Annotated in this window: 22 protein-coding genes and 2 tRNA genes; 3 read left to right on the forward strand and 21 right to left on the reverse strand. The window is 69.8% G+C overall.

What is annotated here, in order from left to right:
* The first annotated feature begins 44 nt into the window (after window positions 1-44).
* Window positions 45-1,328 carry an acyl-CoA dehydrogenase family protein gene (locus J4Z35_RS03220; RefSeq protein ID WP_131941190.1) on the forward strand — a complete coding sequence of 428 codons (1,284 nt, stop codon included), beginning with the start codon at window positions 45-47 and terminating at the stop codon, window positions 1,326-1,328.
* 175 nt (window positions 1,329-1,503) lie between these two features.
* On the opposite strand, the gene J4Z35_RS03225 is transcribed toward J4Z35_RS03220, so the two are convergent.
* The gene (locus tag J4Z35_RS03225; RefSeq protein WP_131941192.1) at window positions 1,504-1,701 is read right to left on the reverse strand and encodes a hypothetical protein; all 198 of its coding nucleotides are present in this window, start codon (window positions 1,699-1,701) and stop codon (window positions 1,504-1,506) included.
* Window positions 1,702-1,707: 6 nt separating this feature from the next.
* Window positions 1,708-1,887 (reverse strand): hypothetical protein, encoded by a 180-nt coding sequence (locus J4Z35_RS03230; RefSeq protein WP_208065346.1) that lies wholly within the window; start codon window positions 1,885-1,887, stop codon window positions 1,708-1,710.
* A gap of 239 nt (window positions 1,888-2,126) precedes the next feature.
* On the opposite strand from J4Z35_RS03230, the gene J4Z35_RS03235 reads away from it, so the two are divergent.
* Window positions 2,127-2,453, forward strand: a complete 327-nt coding sequence (locus tag J4Z35_RS03235; protein ID WP_074039860.1) for a hypothetical protein — start codon at window positions 2,127-2,129, stop codon at window positions 2,451-2,453.
* A gap of 239 nt (window positions 2,454-2,692) precedes the next feature.
* Here J4Z35_RS03235 and J4Z35_RS03240 read toward each other — a convergent pair.
* The 8 genes from J4Z35_RS03240 to J4Z35_RS03275 form a co-directional block, all read right to left on the reverse strand.
* Window positions 2,693-2,765: transfer RNA gene (locus tag J4Z35_RS03240), tRNA-Ala, on the reverse strand.
* A 303-nt stretch (window positions 2,766-3,068) separates the two neighbouring features.
* Window positions 3,069-3,141: transfer RNA gene (locus J4Z35_RS03245), tRNA-Ala, on the reverse strand.
* A gap of 96 nt (window positions 3,142-3,237) precedes the next feature.
* Entirely contained in the window at window positions 3,238-3,726 is a 489-nt protein-coding gene (locus tag J4Z35_RS03250) for a DUF4442 domain-containing protein (RefSeq protein ID WP_083603832.1), read from the reverse strand.
* Complete coding sequence (locus J4Z35_RS03255; protein ID WP_143181198.1) at window positions 3,723-4,040, reverse strand: hypothetical protein; 318 nt, start codon at window positions 4,038-4,040, stop codon at window positions 3,723-3,725. The genes J4Z35_RS03250 and J4Z35_RS03255 overlap by 4 nt, the downstream gene beginning before the upstream one ends.
* A gap of 192 nt (window positions 4,041-4,232) precedes the next feature.
* Window positions 4,233-4,889, reverse strand: a complete 657-nt coding sequence (locus J4Z35_RS03260) for a histidine phosphatase family protein (protein ID WP_171969827.1) — start codon at window positions 4,887-4,889, stop codon at window positions 4,233-4,235.
* Window positions 4,886-5,260 (reverse strand): ribosome silencing factor, encoded by a 375-nt coding sequence (gene rsfS, locus J4Z35_RS03265; RefSeq protein ID WP_006944260.1) that lies wholly within the window; start codon window positions 5,258-5,260, stop codon window positions 4,886-4,888. The genes J4Z35_RS03260 and rsfS overlap by 4 nt, the downstream gene beginning before the upstream one ends.
* The gene (gene nadD / locus J4Z35_RS03270; protein WP_006944269.1) at window positions 5,261-5,848 is read right to left on the reverse strand and encodes a nicotinate-nucleotide adenylyltransferase; all 588 of its coding nucleotides are present in this window, start codon (window positions 5,846-5,848) and stop codon (window positions 5,261-5,263) included.
* Between the two features lie 17 nt (window positions 5,849-5,865).
* Window positions 5,866-6,093 carry a hypothetical protein gene (locus J4Z35_RS03275; protein WP_006944208.1) on the reverse strand — a complete coding sequence of 76 codons (228 nt, stop codon included), beginning with the start codon at window positions 6,091-6,093 and terminating at the stop codon, window positions 5,866-5,868.
* 106 nt (window positions 6,094-6,199) lie between these two features.
* On the opposite strand from J4Z35_RS03275, the gene J4Z35_RS03280 reads away from it, so the two are divergent.
* Entirely contained in the window at window positions 6,200-7,282 is a 1,083-nt protein-coding gene (locus J4Z35_RS03280; protein ID WP_006944291.1) for a glycosyltransferase family 2 protein, read from the forward strand.
* A 93-nt stretch (window positions 7,283-7,375) separates the two neighbouring features.
* On the opposite strand, the gene J4Z35_RS03285 is transcribed toward J4Z35_RS03280, so the two are convergent.
* From J4Z35_RS03285 to J4Z35_RS03335, 11 genes are all read right to left on the reverse strand, one after another.
* Window positions 7,376-8,647: a glutamate-5-semialdehyde dehydrogenase gene (locus J4Z35_RS03285; RefSeq protein ID WP_074039856.1), complete on the reverse strand. Its 1,272-nt coding sequence runs from the start codon at window positions 8,645-8,647 to the stop codon at window positions 7,376-7,378.
* A complete protein-coding gene (locus J4Z35_RS03290; protein WP_074039854.1) occupies window positions 8,631-9,290 on the reverse strand; it encodes a NifU family protein in 660 nt (219 codons plus the stop codon). The genes J4Z35_RS03285 and J4Z35_RS03290 overlap by 17 nt, the downstream gene beginning before the upstream one ends.
* Window positions 9,287-11,206: a ferrous iron transport protein B gene (gene feoB, locus J4Z35_RS03295; protein WP_074039853.1), complete on the reverse strand. Its 1,920-nt coding sequence runs from the start codon at window positions 11,204-11,206 to the stop codon at window positions 9,287-9,289. Before feoB ends, J4Z35_RS03290 begins: the two co-directional genes overlap by 4 nt.
* Window positions 11,203-11,439 carry a FeoA family protein gene (locus J4Z35_RS03300; protein WP_175282459.1) on the reverse strand — a complete coding sequence of 79 codons (237 nt, stop codon included), beginning with the start codon at window positions 11,437-11,439 and terminating at the stop codon, window positions 11,203-11,205. The genes feoB and J4Z35_RS03300 overlap by 4 nt, the downstream gene beginning before the upstream one ends.
* A gap of 88 nt (window positions 11,440-11,527) precedes the next feature.
* Window positions 11,528-12,769, reverse strand: a complete 1,242-nt coding sequence (gene proB, locus J4Z35_RS03305) for a glutamate 5-kinase (protein ID WP_171969826.1) — start codon at window positions 12,767-12,769, stop codon at window positions 11,528-11,530.
* A gap of 36 nt (window positions 12,770-12,805) precedes the next feature.
* A complete protein-coding gene (gene obgE / locus J4Z35_RS03310; protein ID WP_062257584.1) occupies window positions 12,806-14,332 on the reverse strand; it encodes a GTPase ObgE in 1,527 nt (508 codons plus the stop codon).
* A 196-nt stretch (window positions 14,333-14,528) separates the two neighbouring features.
* Window positions 14,529-14,795 carry a 50S ribosomal protein L27 gene (gene rpmA, locus J4Z35_RS03315; RefSeq protein ID WP_006944241.1) on the reverse strand — a complete coding sequence of 89 codons (267 nt, stop codon included), beginning with the start codon at window positions 14,793-14,795 and terminating at the stop codon, window positions 14,529-14,531.
* Window positions 14,796-14,844: 49 nt separating this feature from the next.
* The gene (gene rplU / locus J4Z35_RS03320; protein WP_006944318.1) at window positions 14,845-15,150 is read right to left on the reverse strand and encodes a 50S ribosomal protein L21; all 306 of its coding nucleotides are present in this window, start codon (window positions 15,148-15,150) and stop codon (window positions 14,845-14,847) included.
* A 344-nt stretch (window positions 15,151-15,494) separates the two neighbouring features.
* Entirely contained in the window at window positions 15,495-18,956 is a 3,462-nt protein-coding gene (locus tag J4Z35_RS03325) for an Rne/Rng family ribonuclease (RefSeq protein WP_347813533.1), read from the reverse strand.
* 431 nt (window positions 18,957-19,387) lie between these two features.
* The gene (locus J4Z35_RS03330; RefSeq protein ID WP_208065347.1) at window positions 19,388-20,137 is read right to left on the reverse strand and encodes a TIGR03936 family radical SAM-associated protein; all 750 of its coding nucleotides are present in this window, start codon (window positions 20,135-20,137) and stop codon (window positions 19,388-19,390) included.
* Between the two features lie 75 nt (window positions 20,138-20,212).
* Window positions 20,213-21,226 carry a hypothetical protein gene (locus J4Z35_RS03335; RefSeq protein ID WP_074045575.1) on the reverse strand — a complete coding sequence of 338 codons (1,014 nt, stop codon included), beginning with the start codon at window positions 21,224-21,226 and terminating at the stop codon, window positions 20,213-20,215.
* Window positions 21,227-21,268: the final 42 nt, after the last annotated feature.

Raw genomic sequence — 21,268 nt, forward strand, 5'->3', positions numbered from 1 at the left:
ACCAGCCCTCCTCTTTCCGCGTCTTTTCAGCAAAGGACCCAGTGATGATCGACCTCGAGATCCCGAAGAAGTTCGTCCCCCTTGTCAAGCAGGCCGGCTCGATGGCCGACGAGGTCTTCCGCCCCGTCAGCCGCAAGTACGACCTCGCCGAGCACACCTACCCCGCCGAGCTCGACCTCGTCTCCGCCCTCATCGACGGCATGACCGACTCGGGTGCGAACAACGGCGCGGGCGCCGCCGGTTCCACGCGCGCCAAGGACGGCACCGACCAGGCCCCGGCCAGCACTGACGCCGACGAGGCGACGGGCGTGACGAAGCCCGCGTCCGGCACGAAGGCCGGCAAGGTCAACAAGAACGGCGCCAACATGAGCTCGGCGCTGTCGATCATGCAGACGTGCCGTGGTGACGTCGGGCTGACGCTGTCGATCCCGCGTCAGGGCCTCGGCAACGCCGCCATCGCCGCCGTCGCGAACGACGAGCAGAAGGAGCGCTACGGCAACCGCTGGGCTGCCATGGCGATCACCGAGCCCGACACCGGCTCGGATTCGGGCAACATCCGTACGACCGCGACGAAGGACGGCGACGAGTACGTCCTCAACGGCGAGAAGATCTTCGTCACCTCCGGTGAGCGCGCCGAACTCGTCGTCGTATGGGCGACGCTCGAGCGTTCGCTCGGCAAGAAGGCGATCAAGTCGTTCGTCGTCGAGCGCTCCAACCCTGGCCTCAAACTCGTGCGTCTCGAGCACAAGCTCGGCATCCGCGCCTCCGACACGGCGGCGTTCGTCCTCGAGGACTGCCGTGTGCCCGCGAACGATCTGCTCGGTGACCCCGAGATCCGCACCGAGGGCGGCTTCGGTGGCGCGATGCAGACGTTCGACAACACGCGCCCCCTCGTCGCGGCGATGGCCGTCGGTCTGACGCGCGCCTGCCTCGACTTCACCCGCACCGCCCTCGAGAAGGCCGGCCACGGCCAGGACTGGGACGCACCCGTCGCCGCCCAGACGTACGCCTCGGCGCGCCTCGTGCAGATGGAGGCCGACTACGAGTCGGCGCTACTGCTGACGTTGCGTGCCGCGTGGATGGCCGACAACGGCAAGCCCAACTCGATGGAGGCGTCGATGGCGAAGGCGAAGGCGGGCCGCACGTGCGTCAACGTCGCGCTGCAGTGCGTCGAACTCGTCGGAGTCGACGGCTACGCCGAGAGCGAGCTGCTCGAGAAGTGGGCGCGTGACGCGAAGATCCTCGACATCTTCGAAGGCACGCAGCAGATCCAGTTGCTCGTCGTCGCTCGTCGCCTGCTGGGTCTGACAAGTGGGCAGCTGAAGTAATCTCGCTCCCCTTGTCGATCATCGCCCGGAAACGCCTCGTCCCTGACGCGTTTGCGGGCGATGATCGTTCGGCGGGGCGCACTGCGCGCGGGGCGGCGGCCTTCTCACCAGAAGCATCGCTCGTGAAGTTGAATCGTGAAGTGACCCCCGGTGTCACAGCCATACGAGACATGGGTCAGATTGTGGTGTGACCACCTGATGCAGCCTCTTCGCGAACGCCAAGTGCCGCGCGCTGTTCATCTCTCGGATGCTGCTCATGGTCAGTGCCGTCATGGGGGACGTTCGCGCTGGGCGTCGTGATGTTCGACCAGACCCGCTCCCCCTTGTTGACCGCGCTGGTCATGTTCGGCCGGCCACTGGTCCAGCTCGTCACGTCGCGCTACCTGCTCGCCTCGAGCGACCTCCTGCGCCCGCGCACCGCCATGATGATGACGGGCGTCGTCGCCGCCTGCGTCGACAGCATCCAGGTCATCCCGTCACGGCCGTGGTGGATGCGCTTCGTGCTCGTCGCCGTCATGCACTTCGCCCTCGCCGCGACCATCGCGCTGCTGTCGGACATCGTGCCCAAGGAAGCGTTCGTCCTCGGGCGCGCAACGCTCAACATGACGGTGAGCACCGTCCAGGTCGTCGGCAACGCCCTCGGCGCCATCCTGCTGACGTGGGTGGCCCGCACGAACCTGTTCCTCATCTCCGCCGGGGCGGCCGTCGTCGCCGTCATCGGCACCCGCATCGGCCTGCAGGACTACCCGCCAAGGGCTCCTGCTGCCGCTGCGCCTGCTGCTCGCCGCACCGTTCCTCGTGTTCGCCCTTCACCCGCCGATCGTGCTCGCCGCGCCTTTGGGCGGCCTCGCCGCCATCGGCTACGCCGCTGCCCTGCCCCTACAAGAACGCCTCGTCGCAGCCATCGACCCCGACACCAAGGGCCAAGCCTTCGGCCTGCTCAGCACCGGCACCATGGTCGGCCAAGCCGCCGGCGCGCTCCTCATCGGAGGCATCGCCAACATCGTCGGAGCCGCCACCGTCATGACGATCGCCGCTGTGCTCGCCATCACGACGTCGCTGCTGCTCATGCCGGCGCTGCGCGGGACGATGCCTGCCGAAGACGAAGCCGTGGCGCTGGCGTGACGATAGGCTCACGCGCATGGCGGCGAGTTTCTCGCGCGTCGCCGGAGGTCTCACGCGCTTCGCGCGTCGTGGCGTGGCGGCGCGAGGTCCACGCGCTTCGTGCGTCGTGGAGCTATGGGGACTCCGTCGGGCTCGCTAGCGCTCGCCCTCCTCCTCGAATCACAGAGTTCGATCAAAAACAGAAACAGAGGACCACCCAGACGAAAAGCGTGTCTGGGTGGTCCTCTGTTTCTATCTTGTGGAGCTATGGGGATTCGAACCCCAGACCTCTTCCATGCCATGGAAGCGCGCTACCAACTGCGCCATAGCCCCGTGACCCACTTACGTGAGCACTCGCAGAACGTTACCTCCTCGACGCAGCAAGTCCAACTCGAGTTCACCCCGATGCGACGACTCCTCAGGGTCACGCGCTGCGTGCGTGCACCGCTGGGGCGTGGCGCGCTTCGCGCGTCTCAGCGTCGCGCACACGCGCCTCGCGCGCGTCGGAGCTATGGGGACTCCGTCGGGCTCGCTGGCGCTCGCCCTCCTCCTCGAATCACAGAGTTCGATCAAAGACAGAAACAGAGGACCACCCAGACGAAAAGCGTGTCTGAGTGGTCCTCTGTTTCTGTCTTGTGGAGCTATGGGGATTCGAACCCCAGACCTCTTCCATGCCATGGAAGCGCGCTACCAACTGCGCCATAGCCCCGCACTCACCTCGTGAGCAACCCGTGTACCTTAACCGGCCGGCCACCCACGAAGCAAATCACCCGCACGCACGCCGCGAGCACCGACACGCGAACGGTCACGCCGCCTTCGGACGCTTCTTGCGCACGTACACGAGACGCCTCGCATGCGCGACGACCGTGCCGTCAGCCAACGTCAGATCACACTCGAACCAGCGCAACACCTTCGACCCGTCAGCGGCCTGCGCACGGATCTCCTCGACGACGTCCTTGGGCATCCCGTACACGCCGTACACCGTCGATGTGCCCGGCGAACGGAACTCGATCTCACACGCCTGATCCCACACGAGATACTCCGGACCCAACTGATGCATGAGCAGCAATGGGAAGAACGCATCCGTCATCGCGTTGATCGACCCACCGAACGCCGTGCCGTTCTGGTTGCGATTCAGCCGATTGAGCTTGAGTTCGACGCGCGCTTCGCTCCAGTCGTCCGAGAACGACTTCACCCGCAACCCCATGCCCACCAGCGGCGGGTAGAAGTTCATGAGCCGCCCGAACGTGCGTGGCGACATCCGCTTGCGCTCGCGCCCCGCGTGCCGACTCATCGCCGCACCTCGTCCCCGCGACGGGCCTCGTCCGCACGGCCCGCGACGGGCACACCCACGAGACGGTTGATCGCCGGTGAGGCCAAGCCCATCCCGACACCACCGAGGATCGGCGGCAACCACGCCCCGAACGCGTCGTCGAGGACGCTGTCAGGAAGGAGGGACCGCGCCACGACGATGACGGCGACGAACACCACCAACCCGAGCGCGAGAGCCGCGAGAACGCGAAGCCACTCCTGGCGCCCCATTGGTCGAGAACCACCCTCGATCCCCAACCATCGCGCCATCGACTTGCTGCTGCCGTGCTCGCTCACTTGAGCCTCTCTCCTCGTCCGCGTGCGATCCGCCCTGATCATGCCACGCCTGACGCGACGCCGGCGGTCCCTTCACGAGGGTGCCCCGCCCCCACTCCGCCGCGAGGACCGAGCCCGGAAACCGAGACATGAACGACCCTCCGCCGACACGAGAAGACGCGGCCGCACCACAGAGCCCACGAGCCGGCAGGCTCACTCCCCCGCGTTCCAGCGTTCGATGGCCCAACCACCGTCGCGACGCTCGACGAGCGTCACCCAGTGGCAGTTGTCGATGCTCCGGAACGACGTGCGCACGGTCTGCGGCGCCAGCCCCGCCAACGCACCCGCCACCCCGCGGATGACGGCGCCGTGCGTCACGACGAGCACACTCTCCCCCGGGGTTGCCAACGACACGGCATCACGCACGCCCGCCTCGACGCGTGCCGTCGCCTCGGCGAGCGTCTCGCCGCCGTCACCGCGCCGGACGTCGTCGCCACGCGCGATCGCGGCCGACGCGTCGGGCCAGCTCGCAGCGACCTCGGCGTGCGTCAGACCGGCCCACGCACCCATGTCGATCTCGACGAGCCGAGCGTCCTCGGTGCGCACGAGCGGCCGACCGGCCAGGTCGAATGCACCCTTGAGCACGGACGTGGTCTGCGCCGCGCGCCGCGCCGGCGACGTCACGAGGCGCGTGATCGAACCGTCGCGCACGAGCAGCGCCGCGGCACGCTCGGCCTGGCGGAGCCCCACGTCGTCGATCGGCACGTCCAGGCGGCCCTGCCAGCGCCCCTGCTCGTTCCACGCCGTGCGCCCATGACGCAAGAGAATGACCCGCCGCAGCGGGTCATTCTCGGGGGACGTCGGCGTCACGCGTCGGCGGGCTCGTCGAGCTCGAGTTCGATGACGGGGCAGTCCTGCCACAGGCGCTCGAGGTCGTAGAACTCGCGGTCCTCCTCGTGGAAGGCCTGCAGGACGATGTCACCGAAGTCGATGAGCACCCAACGCCCGGAGGCGCGGCCCTCACGTCGCTGAGGCTTCGCGCCGAGCGGCAGCAGCGCCTCCTCGACGGCGTCGACGATGGCGTTGACCTGACGCTCGCTCTCCGCGGAGGCGATCACGAACGTGTCGGTGATGGCGAGCTGATCACTCACGTCGATCGCGGTGATCGACGTGGCGAGCTTGTCCGCGGCGGCCTGGGCGGCAGCTCGCGTCAGCTCGAGGGAACGGTCTGTTGCGGACACTCAGTCCTCCTGGAGGGAGCCCGCTCGGGGCCCATAAAGCTGGTACTTGTGGATGTACTGCACGACGCCGTCGGGCACGAGGTACCACACGGGTTTGCTCGCACGCACCCGGTCACGGCAGTCGGTCGAGCTGATCGCCATGGCCGGGATCTCGAGCAGGGTGACGCGATCGTGCGGCAGCCCCGCGTCACTGAGCTCGTGCCCGGGGCGCGTGACGCCGATGAAGTGCGCCAGCTCCCACAGCTCGTCGACGCCCTTCCACGACAGGATCTGCGCGAGCGCGTCGGCCCCTGTGATGAAGAACAACTCCGAATCGGGACGCAGCCGCTTGAGGTCCGTCAACGTGTCGCGCGTGTACGTCGGGCCCTGACGGTCGACGTCGACGCGGCTCACGCTGAAGCGCGGGTTAGACGCCGTCGCGATGACCGTCATGAGATAACGGTGCTCGGCCGGCGCGACATCTCGTCCGGCCTTCTGCCACGGCTGACCCGTGGGCACGAAGATCACCTCGTCGAGGTCGAGGAGGCTTTGAACCTCACTCGCCGCGACGAGGTGACCGTGGTGAATGGGGTCGAACGTGCCGCCCATGACCCCGATTCGTGATGTCAGTGGTTCACACCCTGGTTCTGACCCCCACCTCGCACACCGGCGGGGCCGTGGCCCTTGGGGGCACCGTAGCGGGCCGCGGTGTTGCGGAAGGCCCACAGCAGCGCGAACAACAGGCCGAAGATGCACAGGGCCATCAGACCAAAGGCCCACGGCGGCATGGCGATGTGGTTCTCCTCGAGCTCCGGAACATCCACAGCGGCGACAAGCGAAACGAACGACGTCATGAAAGCAAGGATACTGCCTCAGCACAGCCCGATGACAGCGACCCTTCCTAACGTCTCGATCGACACGGTGCCACCGCGCACGAGCCGATCCGCCGAGAAGGTAGCCATGACCTCCCACCCCAGCCTCGACACCCTCCCCAACGGCGCACCCCACCTGTCCGTCGTCGTCCCGATGTACGACGAGCAAGAGGTCCTGCCCCTGTTCGCCGAACGCCTGCGCCCCGTCCTCGACGGGCTCGAGGTGCCGTACGAGGTCGTGTGCGTCGACGACGGATCCCGCGACGCGACCGCGTCGCTCCTGCACGCGATGCGTCGGACGTGGCCGCAGGTGCGTCTCATCCAGCTGCGCGCGAACTCCGGGCACCAGGCGGCGATCAGCGCGGGCCTCGCCCGAGCCCGGGGACGCTGGATGGTGACGATCGACGCCGATCTGCAGGATCCACCCGAGGTGATCGCCCAGATGCTCGAGGTGGCCGAGCGAGAACACGTCGACGTCGTCTACGGCGTGCGCACCGACCGCAGCACCGACACCGCCTTCAAGCGCGTCACCGCCGAGGCGTTCTACGCACTCATGCACCGCCTCGGCGCGCGTGGGGCAATGAACGCCGGCGACTTCCGACTCATGTCGCGCACGACCGTCGACGCCGTCCTCGCGCTGCCGGAGACCAACCGGGTGCTGCGCCTCGTCGTGCCGGCCCTGGGCTTTCCGTCGGCCGACGTCGGCTACCGCCGTGACGAGCGGGCCGCCGGCGAGTCGAAGTACCCGTTGAGCAAGATGATCAGGCTGACGCTCGACTCCGTCACGGGCGTCTCCAGCGCTCCGCTGCGCCTCGCGACGTGGTTCGGTCTCGCGGGCTTCGTCCTCGCCTTCGCGGTGGCCGCATTCGCCGTCGTCTCGAAGCTGACGGGTCACTCGATCACCGGATGGGCGTCCACGATCGTCGTCGTCAGCGGCTTCGGCGCGATGCAGCTGCTGTGCCTCGGCGTGCTCGGCGAGTACGTGGGCCGCCTGTTCCAAACGGCCCAGGCGCGCCCGACCCGCTACGTCGCCTACGACTCGTTCGAGGCCGGGGGCCAGGGCACGGGCGATGATGCTCGCTACGGCGTCGAGACACAGAGTGGTTCCCGCGCAGGCGGAGCACACCCCGTCGCCGAACCCGGGTTCGAGGTGCTCGCCCAGGCGTCATGACACGCCGGGCGCCGTGCCGCGACGAACGCGCTTCAGGCGCCGAGCGTCACCCCGAAACGTCGGGACCGTCGTCAGGATGCGGCGCGAGTGACGTCAGCGGATCTGGCCGTCGCCGTCGACGATCCACTTCGTCGTCGTCAGCTCCGCGAGCGCCATCGGGCCGCGTGCGTGCAGCTTCTGCGTCGAGATGCCGATCTCGGCGCCGAAGCCGAACTCGCCGCCGTCGGTGAAACGCGTCGAGGCGTTGATCATGACGACGGCCGAGTCGACCTGCGCGGCGAACGTGCGCGCTGCCGCGCGGTCCTCGGTGACGATGCAGTCGGTGTGATGCGTCGAGTAGCCATCGATGTGGGCGATCGCCCCCTCGAGGCTGTCCACGACACCGACCGACATCTCGAGGCCGTGGAACTCGGTGCCCCACGCCTCATCCGTGACGGGCTGGGTCGCGACGCCACCGGCGAGGGCAGCGGCGCGTTCGTCGGCGTGCAGGACGACACCGCGCTCGGCGAGCTCGGTGAGCACGCGGGGCAGAAACGTCTCGGCGACGTCGGCGTGCACGAGCAGACTCTCGGCCGCGTTGCACACGCTCGGCCGGTGCGTCTTGGAGTTCACGGTGATGTCGAGCGCCATGTCGAGATCCGCCGCGCGATCGACGTAGACATGGACGTTGCCCGTGCCCGTCTCGATGACCGGCACGCTCGAACCGGTGACGACCGCCTCGATGAGCGCGGCCCCACCGCGCGGGATGACGAGATCGACGAGACCGCGCGCGGTGATGAGCGCCGTCACGTCGTCGTGGCCGCCGTCGAGCAACTGCACCGCATCGGCGGGGAGTCCCTGCTGTTCGTACGAGGCGCGCAGTGCCTCGACGATCGCGGCGTTCGTCGCCGCCGCGGCCGAGCCGCCGCGCAGGATCATCGCGTTGCCGCTCTTCAATCCGAGCCCCGCTGCGTCGACGGTGACGTTGGGGCGCGCCTCGTAGATCATGCCGACGACCCCCATCGGCACGCGCACCTGCTTGATCTGCAAGCCGTTGGCGAGAGTGTTGCCGCGCGTCACCTCGCCGACGGGGTCGGGCAGCGCCGCGACGTCGCGCAGCGCCTGCGCGACCTGGGTGACGCGTTCGGGCGTCATCCGCAGCCGATCCTGCAGGCTCTCGCTCATGCCGCCCGCAGCGCCCCGCGCCAGGTCCTCCTCGTTCGCCGCGACGATCGTCGCGGACGCGGCCTCGACGGCGTCGGCGAGCGTCAGCAGCGCGGTATCCTTCTCGGCGCGCGAGAGCAGCGCGAGGCGTTTCGACGCGGCGCGCGCCGCGCGACCGGCGGTCTCGATGCGGTGACGGGTTTCTTCAGCGACGTCGCTCATGCGCCCACTGTAGGAGCGCACGCCCGCCTCGCTCCAGTCCGCCCGAGCGCTTCTTCACGGTGTGGGCACGCACCTCGCGCACCCCGCCGACCCGCGCGCGCAGCTCGTCCTCGATGCGCCGGTGCAGCGTCATCGCCGCAGCGGGGCAGCCGTCGCACGCGCCCGTGAGGCTGACGGTGACGACGCCGCGCTCGACGCCGATCAGCGTGATGTCGCCGCCGTGCGAGTGCGCCACTTGCTCGGCGACGTCCGCGACGACCACTCGGGCCTGCTCGGCGATCTCGGTGTCGTCGGCAGCGCCCTCGTCGAGCTCGCCCACGGCGTCCCCGTCGGCGTTGCCCGAGGCATCGCTCGGCTCGACGCCGCCGGGCTCACGCGCAACGAATCGGCTCGACGCGTCAGCAAGCACGTCGCTCAGCGCGTCGCGCACGGCTGCTCCGTCACTCGCCCAGGTGTGCGGCGCGCTCAGCCTGACGACGAGCGCGCCCGGTTCGCTGACCACGTCGCCGACGCCCGCGCGCGTCAGCGCCTCGGGCCACGCCGCGAGCGCTCCGAGCGGGACGTCGCACCGCGCTCCGGAGAAGCGCCACCGCACGACGTCTGGATCGGGTGTTGCCTCCGGGTGCAGGGCGAGGTCGCTCATGTGATCGCGAGCACGATGTGGCGAGCGAAGAACGCCATGCCCCATGCGAGGACGAACATGTACGCCCACGCGATCGCCGGCCAGCGCCACGTGTTCGTCTCGCGACGCATGATCGCGATCGTCGAGACGCACTGCAGGGCGTAGACAAAGAACACGAGCAGCGCGACGACCGTCGCCGTCGTGAAGACGAGCTGCCCGGCGTGCGGGCCGTCGCTGAACGTCATCTTCATGAGCGCCGCGCGCGGGTCCTCGGGGTCGGTCGCGCTCGCCACCTGCCCGAGCGTCGCGACGAAGACCTCGCGCGCACTCGTCGCGCCGAGCAGCCCGACGCAGATGTGCCAGTCGAACCCGAGCGGCGCGAAGATCGGCTCGATGAACCGCCCGATCGAGGCGGCATACGAGTGGTCGATGACGTACGCGGCCTTCTCGGTGTCGCCCATCCCGGCGGTCTCGGCGCCGCGGGCCGGGAAGTTGAGCAGCACCCACAGCGCGACGGTCGTCGTCAGGATGATGCCGCCGGCCTTGCGCAGGAACATACGCACCGAGTGCCACATCGTCGTCACGACGTTGCGGATCGACGGGAAGCGGTACGGCGGCATCTCCATGTAGAACGGCAGCGACGCATCGCGCAGCGCCGTCGCCTTGAACACGGCGACCGCGACGAGGGCCGACAGCCCGCCGAGCACGTACAGCCCGAAGAGCACGAGGCCCTGCGCGTTGAACGGCCCGTACCGCTGCCCCGGTTCGACGAGCAGCGACGTCAGCAGCACGTAGACGGGCAGGCGCGCCGAGCACGTCATGAGCGGCGCAGTGATGATCGTCGCGATGCGGTTGCGTGACGACGGGATGGTGCGCGTCGCCATGATGCCTGGCACCGCGCATGCGAACGAGCTGAGCATCGCGACGAACGCGCGGCCCTCCAGCCCCGTGGCGGCCATGATCCGGTCCATGAGGAACGCCGCGCGCGACAAGTACCCGACGTTCTCGAGCAGCGACAGGACGAGGAACAGCAGCATGATCTGCGGCACGAAGACGAGCGTCGCGCCGACACCACCGATGATGCCGTTGCCGACGAGTGAGGCGAGCGTGTCGTTCGGGATGTGTTGCGCCTGGGCGCCGAGCCACGCGAACCCCTGCTCGACGAGATCCTGCAGCGGCGCGGCGACGGTGAAGATGGCCTGGAAGAACATGAACATCGTCGCGAAGAACACGGCGAGACCGGCGACCGGGTGCAGCAGCACCGCGTCGATGCGCCGCGAGCGCGTGTCCTGCCCGGCGGGCGTGTACTCGGCGGCCGCGAGCACCGAACGCGACCACGGCGCGAGCTGCGCATCCTGCGTCGGCGGGCTGACGACGGGCCGCGTCCAGGCGGGGACGTCGGCGAGCAGGGCGCGGATGTCGTCGACCCCCGCGCCCGTCGCCGCCATGACGGCCCGCACCGGCACGCCGAGGGCCCGCTCGAGGGCTGCGACGTCGAGGTGGCCGCCGCGCGCGTGCAGTTCGTCGATCATCGTGAGGGCCAGCATCGTCGGCTTGCCCAACGCGATCGCGCGCGCGACGAAGGGCAGCGAGCGTCGCAACGTCGTGGCGTCGGCGACGACGATGAGCGCGTGGGGTGCCGGCACGCCGTCGAGTCGGCCGGCGAGGGCATCGACGACGACCTGCTCGTCGGGGCTCACGGCCTCGAGGCTGTAGGTGCCCGGCAGGTCCTCGAGGACGAGGTTCGTCTCGCCTGCGCGCACGTCTCCGAACGAACGCGACACCGTCACGCCCGGGTAGTTGCCCGTCTTCGCGCGCAGACCGGTGAGTCGGTTGAACAGGCTTGACTTGCCGGCGTTCGGCGCGCCCAGCAGCGCGACGCGGGTGCTCGTCGCGGCGTCCGCTGTCGCGACATCATCGGGGGCGTGGCAGCTCACAGGACGTCGACGCGGATGGCACCCGCGTCACGCCGACGCAGGCAGAGTTCGTAGTCGCAGACACGGAAGACCATCGGATCGCCCATCGGCGCACGGCGCACGACCTCGATCTGTTCACCCTCGCGGAAGCCGAGCTCGCGCAGGCGACACAGGACGGCGTCGGCGCACCGGGACGCATCGAATCCGACGACGGTGGCGTGGGAGCCGGGCCGCAGCAGGTCGAGAGTCGTCATGGGCCTCACCTTCGGAGCGTTCGCATCGTCGCGGGACGCGGCGATCATAGGCAAGGCTAACTTTACTCCCCCGGGGCGAACAAGTGGCTCAGGGCAGCAGCACCAGATGATCGCGGTGGACGAGGCTGCGCTCGAAAGCCGGGCTGATGGCCTCGCTCAGATCGCGAGTCGTGCGCCCCATGGCACGGTGCACGTCGGCGACGTCGTAGTTGACGAGCCCGCGCGCGAACACGTGGCCGTGACGGTCGGCGAGGTCGACGGCGTCGCCTGCGAGGAATCGCCCCTGCGCCTCGATGACACCCGCGTGAAGCAGCGAGCGCCCCTTCGTCCGCACGGCCTCGACCGCGCCATCGTCGAGCACGAGGCGCCCGGCCGGGTGCGTCGCGTGCGCGAGCCACAGGCGTCGCGCGCTGCGACGACGACCTGTCGGCGCGAATGCCGTGCCCACCTGCTCGCCGAGCAGCGCGTGGCGCGCGTTCGGCATCGACGTCAGCATCGTCGGGATGCCGGCTGCGGTTGCGATGCGCGCCGCGTCGACCTTCGTCCGCATGCCCCCGGTGCCGACACCGGATCCGGTGCCGCCGATCTCGACGTCATCCATCGCGGCGACGTCGGCGACGAACGGGATCCGCGAGGTGCCCTCGCGGCTCGGCGGACCGTCATAGAGGGCGTCGACGTCCGAGAGCAGGATGAGCGCGTCGGCGTCGACGAGGTGCGCGACGAGCGCCGCGAGCCGGTCGTTGTCACCGAAGCGGATCTCCTGCGTCGCGACCGTGTCGTTCTCGTTGATGACGGGCACCGCGCCGAACTCGAGCAGCGTCTGCAGCGTCGAGCGGCCGTTGAGGTACGTGGCGCGGCGGGTGACGTCCTCCGTCGTCAGCAGCACCTGCCCCATCGTCAGCCCGAGACCCTGAAACAGCAGCGAGTACGCGGACATGAGCTGTCCCTGCCCGACGGCTGCTGCGGCCTGCGCCTGCGGCAGCTCCGTCGGGCGCGTCGGCATGCCGAGCTGGCCCATCCCCGCAGAGATGGCTCCGGAGGAGACGAGCAGCACCTCCTTGCCCGCGTGCCGACGCTCGGCCAGCACCCCGACGAGCTCCGTCAGCGCCTCGTGGTTGATGCCGCCGCTCGTGTGGGTGATCGAACTCGACCCCACCTTGACGACGACGCGCTTGGCTTCGCGGATCTGCGCGCGCACCGCGTCGCCGTCGACGGCAGGGGTCGTCGGGGGCGTCTGCGGGGCGTGCTCGGCATGATCGTGCTCGTCGCGCACGTCAGCCGCACGCGTGGCGTGCTCGTCGGGCATGGTCGTCGTGGCGTCTGCGTTCATCGGGCGACTCCTTGCTGCACCGACGCGCGGGGCGCGTCACTCCTCGGTGCGGTAGCTCTCGTGCTCGGTCCAGACTCCGGCCTGACGTTCGGCCGCGAGCTCTTCGCGCGCCAGACGCTGACCGTCCTTGCGGTTGTGGAACTCGTCGCGCTTCTCGGCGCGCGACGGACGCGACGCCTCCTCGAGGCGCAGGTCGGTGCCGCGGGCGCCGAGCAGTTCGGCGCCGGCCTGCAGGGTGGGCTCCCAGTCGAAGACGACAGCGTTGTCGCCGGGACCGATGAGGACGGTCGAGCCGGGCACCGCGCCCGCCTTGAACAACTCCTCCTCGATACCGAGGCGGTTGAGACGATCGGCGAGGTAGCCGACGGCCTCGTCGTTGCTGAAGTCGGTCTGGCGCACCCAGCGCGTCGGGCGATCCCCGACGATACGGAACAGCGTGCCGTGCGTGCCACCCTCCTTCACGATGCGGAACCCGGCGTCGTCCATGGCCTTCGGACGCACGATGACGCGCGCCGGCACGGCCGACTCGACCTCCTGACGCGCCTGCTCGACGTGCTTGGCGAGCGCGAACGTCAGCTCCTTGAGGCCCTGGTGCGCAACGGCGGAGACGATGAACACCTCGAGGCCGCGTGCTTCGAGGTCGGGCTTGACCATCTCGGCGAGTTCGCGGGCGTCCGGCACGTCGGCCTTGTTGAGCACGACGATGCGGGTGCGCTCGGAAAGGGGCTTGCCGCCGAGGGATTCGTCGGCGACGTACTCGCTCAGTTCGTGCTCGATCGTGTCGAGGTCGCTCATCGGGTCACGGCCCGGCTCGAGCGTCGCGCAGTCGATGACGTGGACGAGGACCGAGCAGCGCTCGACGTGACGCAGGAACTCCAGGCCGAGGCCCTTGCCCTGGCTTGCGCCGGGGATGAGACCGGGCACGTCGGCGATCGTGAAACGCTGCGAACCGGCCGTCACGACACCGAGATTGGGCACGAGCGTCGTGAACGGGTAGTCGGCGATCTTCGGCTTCGCGGCGCTGACGACGGAAACGAGCGAGCTCTTGCCGGCGCTCGGGAAACCGATGAGGGCGACGTCGGCGAGCGTCTTCAGCTCGAGCACGATGTCGTTGCTCTCCCCCGGCTCGCCGAGCAGCGCGAAACCGGGCGCCTTGCGCCGCTGGCTCGCGAGGGCCTTGTTGCCGAGGCCGCCGCGGCCACCGGCGGCCGCGACGTAACGGCTGCCGAAACCGACGAGGTCGGCGAGGATCGTGCCGTCGCGATCCTTGACGACGGTGCCCTCCGGCACGGGCAGGACGAGGTCGTCGCCGTCGGCGCCGTTGCGTTCGTCACCGGCACCCGGCTTGCCGTTCTGCGCGCTGCGGTGCGGGCTCTTGTGGTACTCGAGCAGCGTCGTCACCTGCGGGTCGACCTCGAGGACGACGTCACCGCCGTGCCCGCCGTTGCCGCCGTCCGGGCCACCGAGCGGCTTGAACTTCTCACGATGCACGGAGGCGACGCCGTGCCCACCGTTGCCGGCCGTCACGTTGAGGACGACGCGGTCGACGAAGTTGGTTGCCATGGGTGATTCCTTTCGGCGCGCGCGAGGCGCGTGGCGCGGCCGGGCCCGTGAGGCCCGTGGTGCCGCCGTGATGCGGTGCCGCGTCGATGCGTCACCACGTTGATTCTATGAGCGTTCCGAGACGCACGTGAGGGGGTGAGCCGCGACGCGCGGGCTCACCCCCTCACGCGGGGTGATCAGATGATCGCGTGAGCGATCAGGCCGTGATCTCCGGCTCGACGACGATGTCGACGACCTTGCGGCCCTTGCGCTCGCCGAACTTGACGGCGCCCGGGGCGAGGGCGAAAAGCGTGTCGTCGCCGCCACGGCCGACGTTCTCGCCGGGGTGGAAGTGCGTGCCGCGCTGGCGGACGATGATCTCGCCCGTGCCGACGACCTGGCCGCCGAAGCGCTTCACGCCGAGTCGCTGTGCATTGGAGTCACGACCGTTGCGGGTCGAGGATGCACCCTTCTTGTGTGCCATGTCAGAGCCTCTTTCGAAATCTGTGGAAGATCAGGGATGAGCGCGGGGCTCAGCCGATCTTGGTGACCTTGATCTGCGTCAGCGGCTGACGGTGGCCCTGGCGCTTGCGGTAACCCGTCTTGTTCTTGTACTTCATGATGGTGATCTTCGGGCCCTTGGCGGCCTTGACGACCTCGGCGGCCACCTTGACACCGGCCAGCTTGTCGGCCTCGACCGTGATGTCGGCACCGTCGACCAGCATGAGCGGCTTCAGCTCGATGCTCTCGCCCGGCTGCGCCGAGACCTTGTCGATGAGGAGGACATCGCCGACGGAGACCTTCTCCTGGCGACCACCCGCGCGAACAATCGCGTACACGTTGGACTCTCTTTCGTCATGGCACGCTCGCTCTGTCTGACCGGCCGATAGCTACCCCGGTTTCGCCGCGCACACGCACGAGGCGCAGGCTGGCGGTGACGGGACATCGGGCGCGGTGGGCGCACCAAAGGTAAAGAATACCTGGCGGCGGGTGCGGGGCCCAAATCGTCCTGATGGCCCGCCCGCTGTCGGCGCGGCTTCCCTCACCACGACGCTTGAGGTCTGGACCCCGCCATGCGGGACTGCAGTCCTCACGACGACGGTTGGGGGCCAAAACTCCGCCATGCGGAGTTTCGGCCCCCAAGATCATCGGGGACGACGTGGTGCGCGCCCCGCGTGATCGATCAGTCGTCGCTCGGCGCCTTCGGCGCGGGTGCCCCGGCGGGCGAGCTGACGCGAGCGCGCTTCTTGCGCGCCGGAGCCTTCTGCTCGCCAGCAGCAGCCGACGCCGCGTCAGACGTGCTGCTCGCCGTAGCCGTGTTGTGGGCTGTGGCCGTGTCGTTCGCGGTGGTCGTGTCGCCCGTCGTGGTCGAACCCGTCGAGTTCGACGCCGAGCCGGCCTCCCCTGCGACCTTCGTCAACGGGGCCGACGACGACGCCGGCGCGCTGAGGTCGACCGGCTGCAGAGTGACGGGCGCACCCGCGCTCGAACCGGCGCGGCGACGCGGACGCTTCGTCGGCGCCGGCGTCGTCCCGGCCGACGAGGTGACGACTGTCGATGACGTGGCGTCCGCCGGAGCATCCGACGTCGATGCGGCACCCTGCGTCGGGCCGTCGGTCGATGCCGTGTCCGTGCTGGAGCTCGCCAGTGCCGCCGAAGTCGACGGCGTAGCTGAGGTCGACGTGCCCGACTCAGATGCCTCGGACGGTGCGGTCGATGCCGACGCCGCCGGCACCGTCATGACGCTCGCCTCACCGGCTCGTGCGGGCGCACCCGTCGACGTCGCCGCGCGACGCGAACCGCGACGACGCGCCGTCGGGGCCTGCGCCGTCGACGCCGTCGCAGTGGCAGCGCTGCCCGCGTCGGCAGGAGCCGAACCGCTCACCGCCGTGCCGTTCGTCGCGATGTCGGCAGCGGCACCCTCGTTCGCCGCAGGCGCGCTCGCCACGTCGCCCGCGTCCGTCGAGGCGTCGGCAGCAGCCTGGGCGACGCGCTCCGAACGCGGCTTGACGCGGCCGGAGCGGCGCGTGCCCGACTTCTGGGGCGCACTTGTCTCGGGAGCAGCCTCAGCCGAGCCTGCGCCGTCCTGCCGCGACACCGTCATGACGGCGTCGTCGTCAGACGCGGTGGAGACGGGCTTCGACGTCGCCGACTTGTCGCCCGCGGAGATCGCTGCGGCGTGCGCGGCCGCGGCGATCTGCGCGAAACCGTTGTCGCGCTCCGCCTTCGACTCGCCGGCCTCGTCCTGACGACCCTGGTGCTGACCGCCGTTCGAGCCGCCGCTCGAACCGTGCGAACCGTTGCCCGGGGTGTCACGGCCACCACGACCACCGCGCCCGCCACGACCCTTGCGGTTCGTGTCGTTGCCGTTGATGTCGCGATTCTCGACCGGGTGGTCGTGGATGACGATGCCGCGCCCCTGGCACGACTCGCACGTCTCGGAGAAGACCTCGACGAGGCCCGCGCCGACGCGCTTGCGCGTCATCTGCACGAGGCCGAGCGAGGTGACCTCGGCGACCTGGTGCTTCGTGCGGTCGCGGCCCAGGCACTCGAGCAGGCGACGCACGACGAGCTCGCGGTTCGCCTCGAGCACCATGTCGATGAAGTCGACGACGATGATGCCGCCGATGTCGCGCAGGCGCAGCTGACGCACGATCTCCTCGGCCGCCTCGATGTTGTTCTTCGTCACGGTCTCCTCGAGGTTGCCCCCGGAGCCGACGAACTTGCCGGTGTTGACGTCGACGACCGTCATCGCCTCGGTGCGGTCGATGACGAGCGAACCGCCCGACGGCAACCACACCTTGCGGTCCATGGCCTTGGCGAGCTGCTCGTCGATGCGGTGCTCGGCAAAGACGTCTTCGTCGCCCTCCCACTTCTCGAGGCGCTCGACGAGGTCGGGCGCGACCTCGGAGATGTAGGTGTGCACCTCGTTCCAGGCACGCTCGCCGGAGACGACCATCTTCGCGAAGTCCTCGTTGAACACGTCGCGGATGACGCGGACCGTCAGATCCGGTTCGCCGTGCAGCAGCGACGGCGCGTTGGCCGTCTCGGCCTTGGCCTGGATGCGCTCCCACATCTTCATGAGGCGCTCGACGTCGGCGCGCAATTCCTCCTCGGAGGCACCCTCGGCGGCGGTGCGGACGATGACGCCCGCGTCGGCCGGCACGACCTCCTTGAGGATGCGCTTGAGGCGCGCGCGCTCGGTGTCGGGCAGCTTGCGGCTGATGCCCGTCATCGAGTTGCCCGGCACGAAGACGACGAAGCGTCCCGGCAGCGAGATCTGCGACGTCAGGCGGGCGCCCTTGTGGCCGATCGGATCCTTCGTCACCTGGACGAGGACGCTCTCGCCCGCCTTGAGTGCGTGCTCGATGCGCTTGGGCTGGTTGTCGAGACCGGCGGCGTCCCAGTTGACCTCGCCGGCGTACAGGACGGCGTTGCGCCCGCGGCCGATGTCGACGAACGCCGCCTCCATCGACGGCAGCACGTTCTGCACCCGGCCGAGGTAGACGTTGCCCGCCATCGAGCTCGCCTGCTCCTGACGCGAGACGTAGTGCTCGGCGAGCACCCCGTCCTCGAGGACGCCGATCTGAGTGCGCCCCTCCTGCTCGCGCACGACCATGACGCGCTCGACGCTCTCGCGGCGTGCGAGGAACTCGGCCTCGGTGATGACGGTGCGGCGGCGCCCCGCCTCACGGCCCTCGCGTCGTCGCTGCTTCTTCGCCTCGAGGCGCACCGAGCCCTTGATGGAGGTGATCTCGTCCTTCGCGCGACGCGGCTCGCGCACCTTCGTCACGGTGTTCGCGTCGTCGCCGTCCGAGCCCTGACCCGAGCCGCTGCGACGGCGACGGCGCGTGCGCTTGCGCGACCCCGCGTCGTCCTGGGCGTCGTCCTGGGCGTCGTCGTCGTGCTTCGAGCTGTCGCCCTGCGCGGCGTTGCCGTCGCGCTTCGAGCCGTCGCCCTGCGCCGCGTCGTCGTGCTTCGCGTTGCCGCCCCTGGCACCGGAGTCGCGGCCGTCGGCGTCGTCGTGCTGCGCCTGCGAACCGTCGCTGGCGTCGTCACCCTTGTTGCCGCGACGGCCACGGCCGCCGCGACGACGCCGACGCGGGGTCAGCTCGTCGTCGTTCTCGTCGTGGTTGTCGTCGGTGTCGGCGGACTGCTTCTCGCCCGCCTCGTCCGCGTCCTCGCGCGAGCCCTGAGCGGCGTCGTCGGACGACGCGTCGCCATTTTCGTCGTGCTGCGCGTCGTCACCGCGACGGCGGCGGCTGCGCGAACGCGCGGGGCGCGGCTGCTCGTCGGCCTCGACGTCGGTGTCGTCGTCGCCACCTGCGCGGGCGGCGGGTGCCTCGTCACGCGGCGACTCGTCATCGGCACGGCGCGAGCGGCGGGGCACGCGCGTCATCGGGTCGGCGGCCTGGAACACGAGGCCGAACGCGGCGCCGGCGGGCGCGCCCTGGCCCGAGTCGCCATCGGTGACGTCCTCGTCACCGTCGATGGCCTCGACCTCGTCGCTCGTGTCAGCGTCCTGCGCGGGCTCGGCCTGCGACGCGGAGAAGGGGCTGCCGGCCGCGAACGGGCTGGCGAAGGGGAATTCAAGATTTTCGGGGGCCACGGGGCCCTCCTTCTTCGTCGGCACGACGTGTGCCACAGAAAGACCACCTGGGCCTTGCACGCGCCGCGGCGCGGATCGTTCGTATCGCCTGCGATCGTTCGTGTCCGCAGGACGGAAGTCGTCTTCTACGTGGCTCGTCGGCTCGCGCTGCGCGCGGCACCGGACGTCACGCCGCAGAGCTTCTCGGTCGGCGGCTTCGCATGACGATGCGTCGGCCACCCTCGCGCGATTCGCGGTGCACCGGCTGCGGCTCGCGCCGCATCACCTGCGCTCCGACGGCGCGGTCGGAAGGTTCTGCGGGAGCGGCAGGCTCTGTGAGACCTGCACGTTCCACCCGCATTATCGCACAGTCACCCCACGAGTGTCGGCAGGTCGGCACCCTCGTGTCCACGTGGCGTCGCATGCCTCACCCACGCCGGGCCTGCCCCACGAATGCGGCGACCCACGAGTCCGTCGGACGGCGCTTTTCAGGCGTCGAACGGGTCGCTGACGCGGCCGTCGGCTTCGAGAATGCCCTGTGCGAGACGCGTCATGAGCGGCGAACGCGGCACCTGCAGGCCCGTCAGCTCGGTGAGACCGGTCATGACGTCGATGGGGCGCACCGCGGGCGTCGTGTGCTGGATCGTCATCGTCCAGCGCACGAGGTCACGTCCGTCGGCATCGCCGGCGCGCACGAGCACGACGTCGGAGGCGAGGACGGCCTGACGCACGTCGAACTCGCGCGCACCCGACTTCGTCATGCGGGTGACGAGCAGCTCGGCGCGATCCATGAACGTCGCCACGGCGTCGGTGATTGTCTCGAGCGTGACGCCTTCGAAGTCGAGCTGCCACACGCTGGCCTGGAGCAGGTCGGCGAGCGCTCCGGGTGCGGCCTCGACGACGCGCAGCACGGCCATGTCCTGCGGCAACGATTCGTCGAGCGCTGCGCGCAGCGCCTCGAGGTCGCACTGCTGCGACAACTGCAGCTGGAAGTACTCGGCTTCGGAGGCGGCCCCCGTCGGCGCGGCGTTCGCGTACGAGATACGCGGGTGCGGGTGGAAGCCGGCGGAGAACGCCATCGGCACCCCCGCGCGACGCACGGCACGCTCGAGGGCGCGCTGGAAGTCACGCGTCGAGGAGAAACGCAGACGTCCGCGCTTGGCGTACCTCACCGAGACCTTCTGGACGGCGGGTGCGGGGGGCGGACCTTCGGGAACTCGCTGACGTGCCACGAGCACGATCCTACCGTCGACGCAAGGGCACGCGGATCACCGCACCGTCACTCGGCTCGCCGGCACGACGAGGCACGCGATTCAGCGGATGCCGCGGGTGACGGCGGCCGTCGCGCCCTCGAGGGGCCCACGCGACCACGGTTCGCGCGAGACCAACGAGCGCCACGCCATCGGCAACACGAGGGCGCCGACGCACAGGACGCCGACGTTGCCCCACGCGTCGTCGCGTTCGCCGGGATGCAGCTCACGCACGTACCAGGCGAGGTAGGCGATCTGCAGGACGTAGACACTCAACGTCATCGACCCCGCGGCGGCGAGCGCCGGCAGGCAGAAGCGCTCCGGCACGACGGCGAACCAGGCGAGCGCGAATCCCCCGACGAGCAGCGCCTCGAGCACGATCTCGAGGTGACTGCCGTCGTACGGTTCGAACGCGAGGCGCCCCGACGTCTTCGCCGCCATGAGCAACGCGGCCCCTGCGAGTGCGACCAGGCCCGCCAGGCCCGCGCTCCACGCGGGGACGGCGCGCGTCCAGCGCCACAGCACGATGCCGAGGCAGGTGAAGACGAGCAGCGTCGTCAGGCGGTAGTGCGGTCCCGCGACCACGACGTCCCACAAACGGTGGCCCACGTCGTCGCCGGCGACGAGAGCCTCGGTGCTGCGGGTGCGGCCCCAGCTCAGCAGGGCGGGTGCGGCAGCCCACGACATCGTGGCGATCCCGAGCAGCACCGTGTCGGGCAGCCGCGCCAGCAGGGGCGCGAGCAGCGTCGGCAGGGCGAGGTAGACGAGGACGACGTCGACCTGCGCACCCCACGGCTCGATCCACAACCCGAGCGCGACGAGCACGGCCGCGCGCACCCCGGCCCGGACGAACGAGACGGTCAGCCCGGCGTTGCCCCGGTCCGCGAGCATCGCGCTGATGCCGATGAGAAGCGCGAACAACGGCGCCGTCGCGAACTCGGTCAACGCCGCCAGTCGGAACGGGCCGTCGTCCGGGGCGCAGTAGGCGACGAACATCGACACGAGGGCGAGCCCGCGCAGCATGTCGACGCGCGCATCGCGCCTGTGGACGCCGCGGCGAGCACGTCGTGGGCTCATCGGCGTCTCACCGGCGCCCCGTCGAGACGAGTCGCATCGTCA

Origin of the sequence: Dermacoccus sp. NHGro5 (assembly GCF_017565385.1) — a bacterium.
Taxonomy (GTDB): domain Bacteria; phylum Actinomycetota; class Actinomycetes; order Actinomycetales; family Dermatophilaceae; genus Dermacoccus; species Dermacoccus nishinomiyaensis.

What these genes read in the sequence shown, in the direction of transcription:
- J4Z35_RS03280 (WP_006944291.1), top strand. Translation starts at nt 6,200, where the DNA reads ATGACCTCCCACCCCAGCCTCGACACCCTCCCCAACGGCGCACCCCAC.
- J4Z35_RS03290 (WP_074039854.1), bottom strand. Translation starts at nt 9,290, where the DNA reads ATGAGCGACCTCGCCCTGCACCCGGAGGCAACACCCGATCCAGACGTC.
- J4Z35_RS03230 (WP_208065346.1), bottom strand. Translation starts at nt 1,887, where the DNA reads ATGTCCGACAGCAGCGCGATGGTCGCGGCGAGGGCGAAGTGCATGACG.
- obgE (WP_062257584.1), bottom strand. Translation starts at nt 14,332, where the DNA reads ATGGCAACCAACTTCGTCGACCGCGTCGTCCTCAACGTGACGGCCGGC.
- J4Z35_RS03300 (WP_175282459.1), bottom strand. Translation starts at nt 11,439, where the DNA reads ATGACGACTCTCGACCTGCTGCGGCCCGGCTCCCACGCCACCGTCGTC.
- J4Z35_RS03285 (WP_074039856.1), bottom strand. Translation starts at nt 8,647, where the DNA reads ATGAGCGACGTCGCTGAAGAAACCCGTCACCGCATCGAGACCGCCGGT.
- J4Z35_RS03275 (WP_006944208.1), bottom strand. Translation starts at nt 6,093, where the DNA reads ATGACGTCGTTCGTTTCGCTTGTCGCCGCTGTGGATGTTCCGGAGCTC.
- proB (WP_171969826.1), bottom strand. Translation starts at nt 12,769, where the DNA reads ATGAACGCAGACGCCACGACGACCATGCCCGACGAGCACGCCACGCGT.
- J4Z35_RS03335 (WP_074045575.1), bottom strand. Translation starts at nt 21,226, where the DNA reads ATGAGCCCACGACGTGCTCGCCGCGGCGTCCACAGGCGCGATGCGCGC.
- rpmA (WP_006944241.1), bottom strand. Translation starts at nt 14,795, where the DNA reads ATGGCACACAAGAAGGGTGCATCCTCGACCCGCAACGGTCGTGACTCC.
- nadD (WP_006944269.1), bottom strand. Translation starts at nt 5,848, where the DNA reads ATGGGCGGCACGTTCGACCCCATTCACCACGGTCACCTCGTCGCGGCG.
- J4Z35_RS03220 (WP_131941190.1), top strand. Translation starts at nt 45, where the DNA reads ATGATCGACCTCGAGATCCCGAAGAAGTTCGTCCCCCTTGTCAAGCAG.
- J4Z35_RS03250 (WP_083603832.1), bottom strand. Translation starts at nt 3,726, where the DNA reads ATGAGTCGGCACGCGGGGCGCGAGCGCAAGCGGATGTCGCCACGCACG.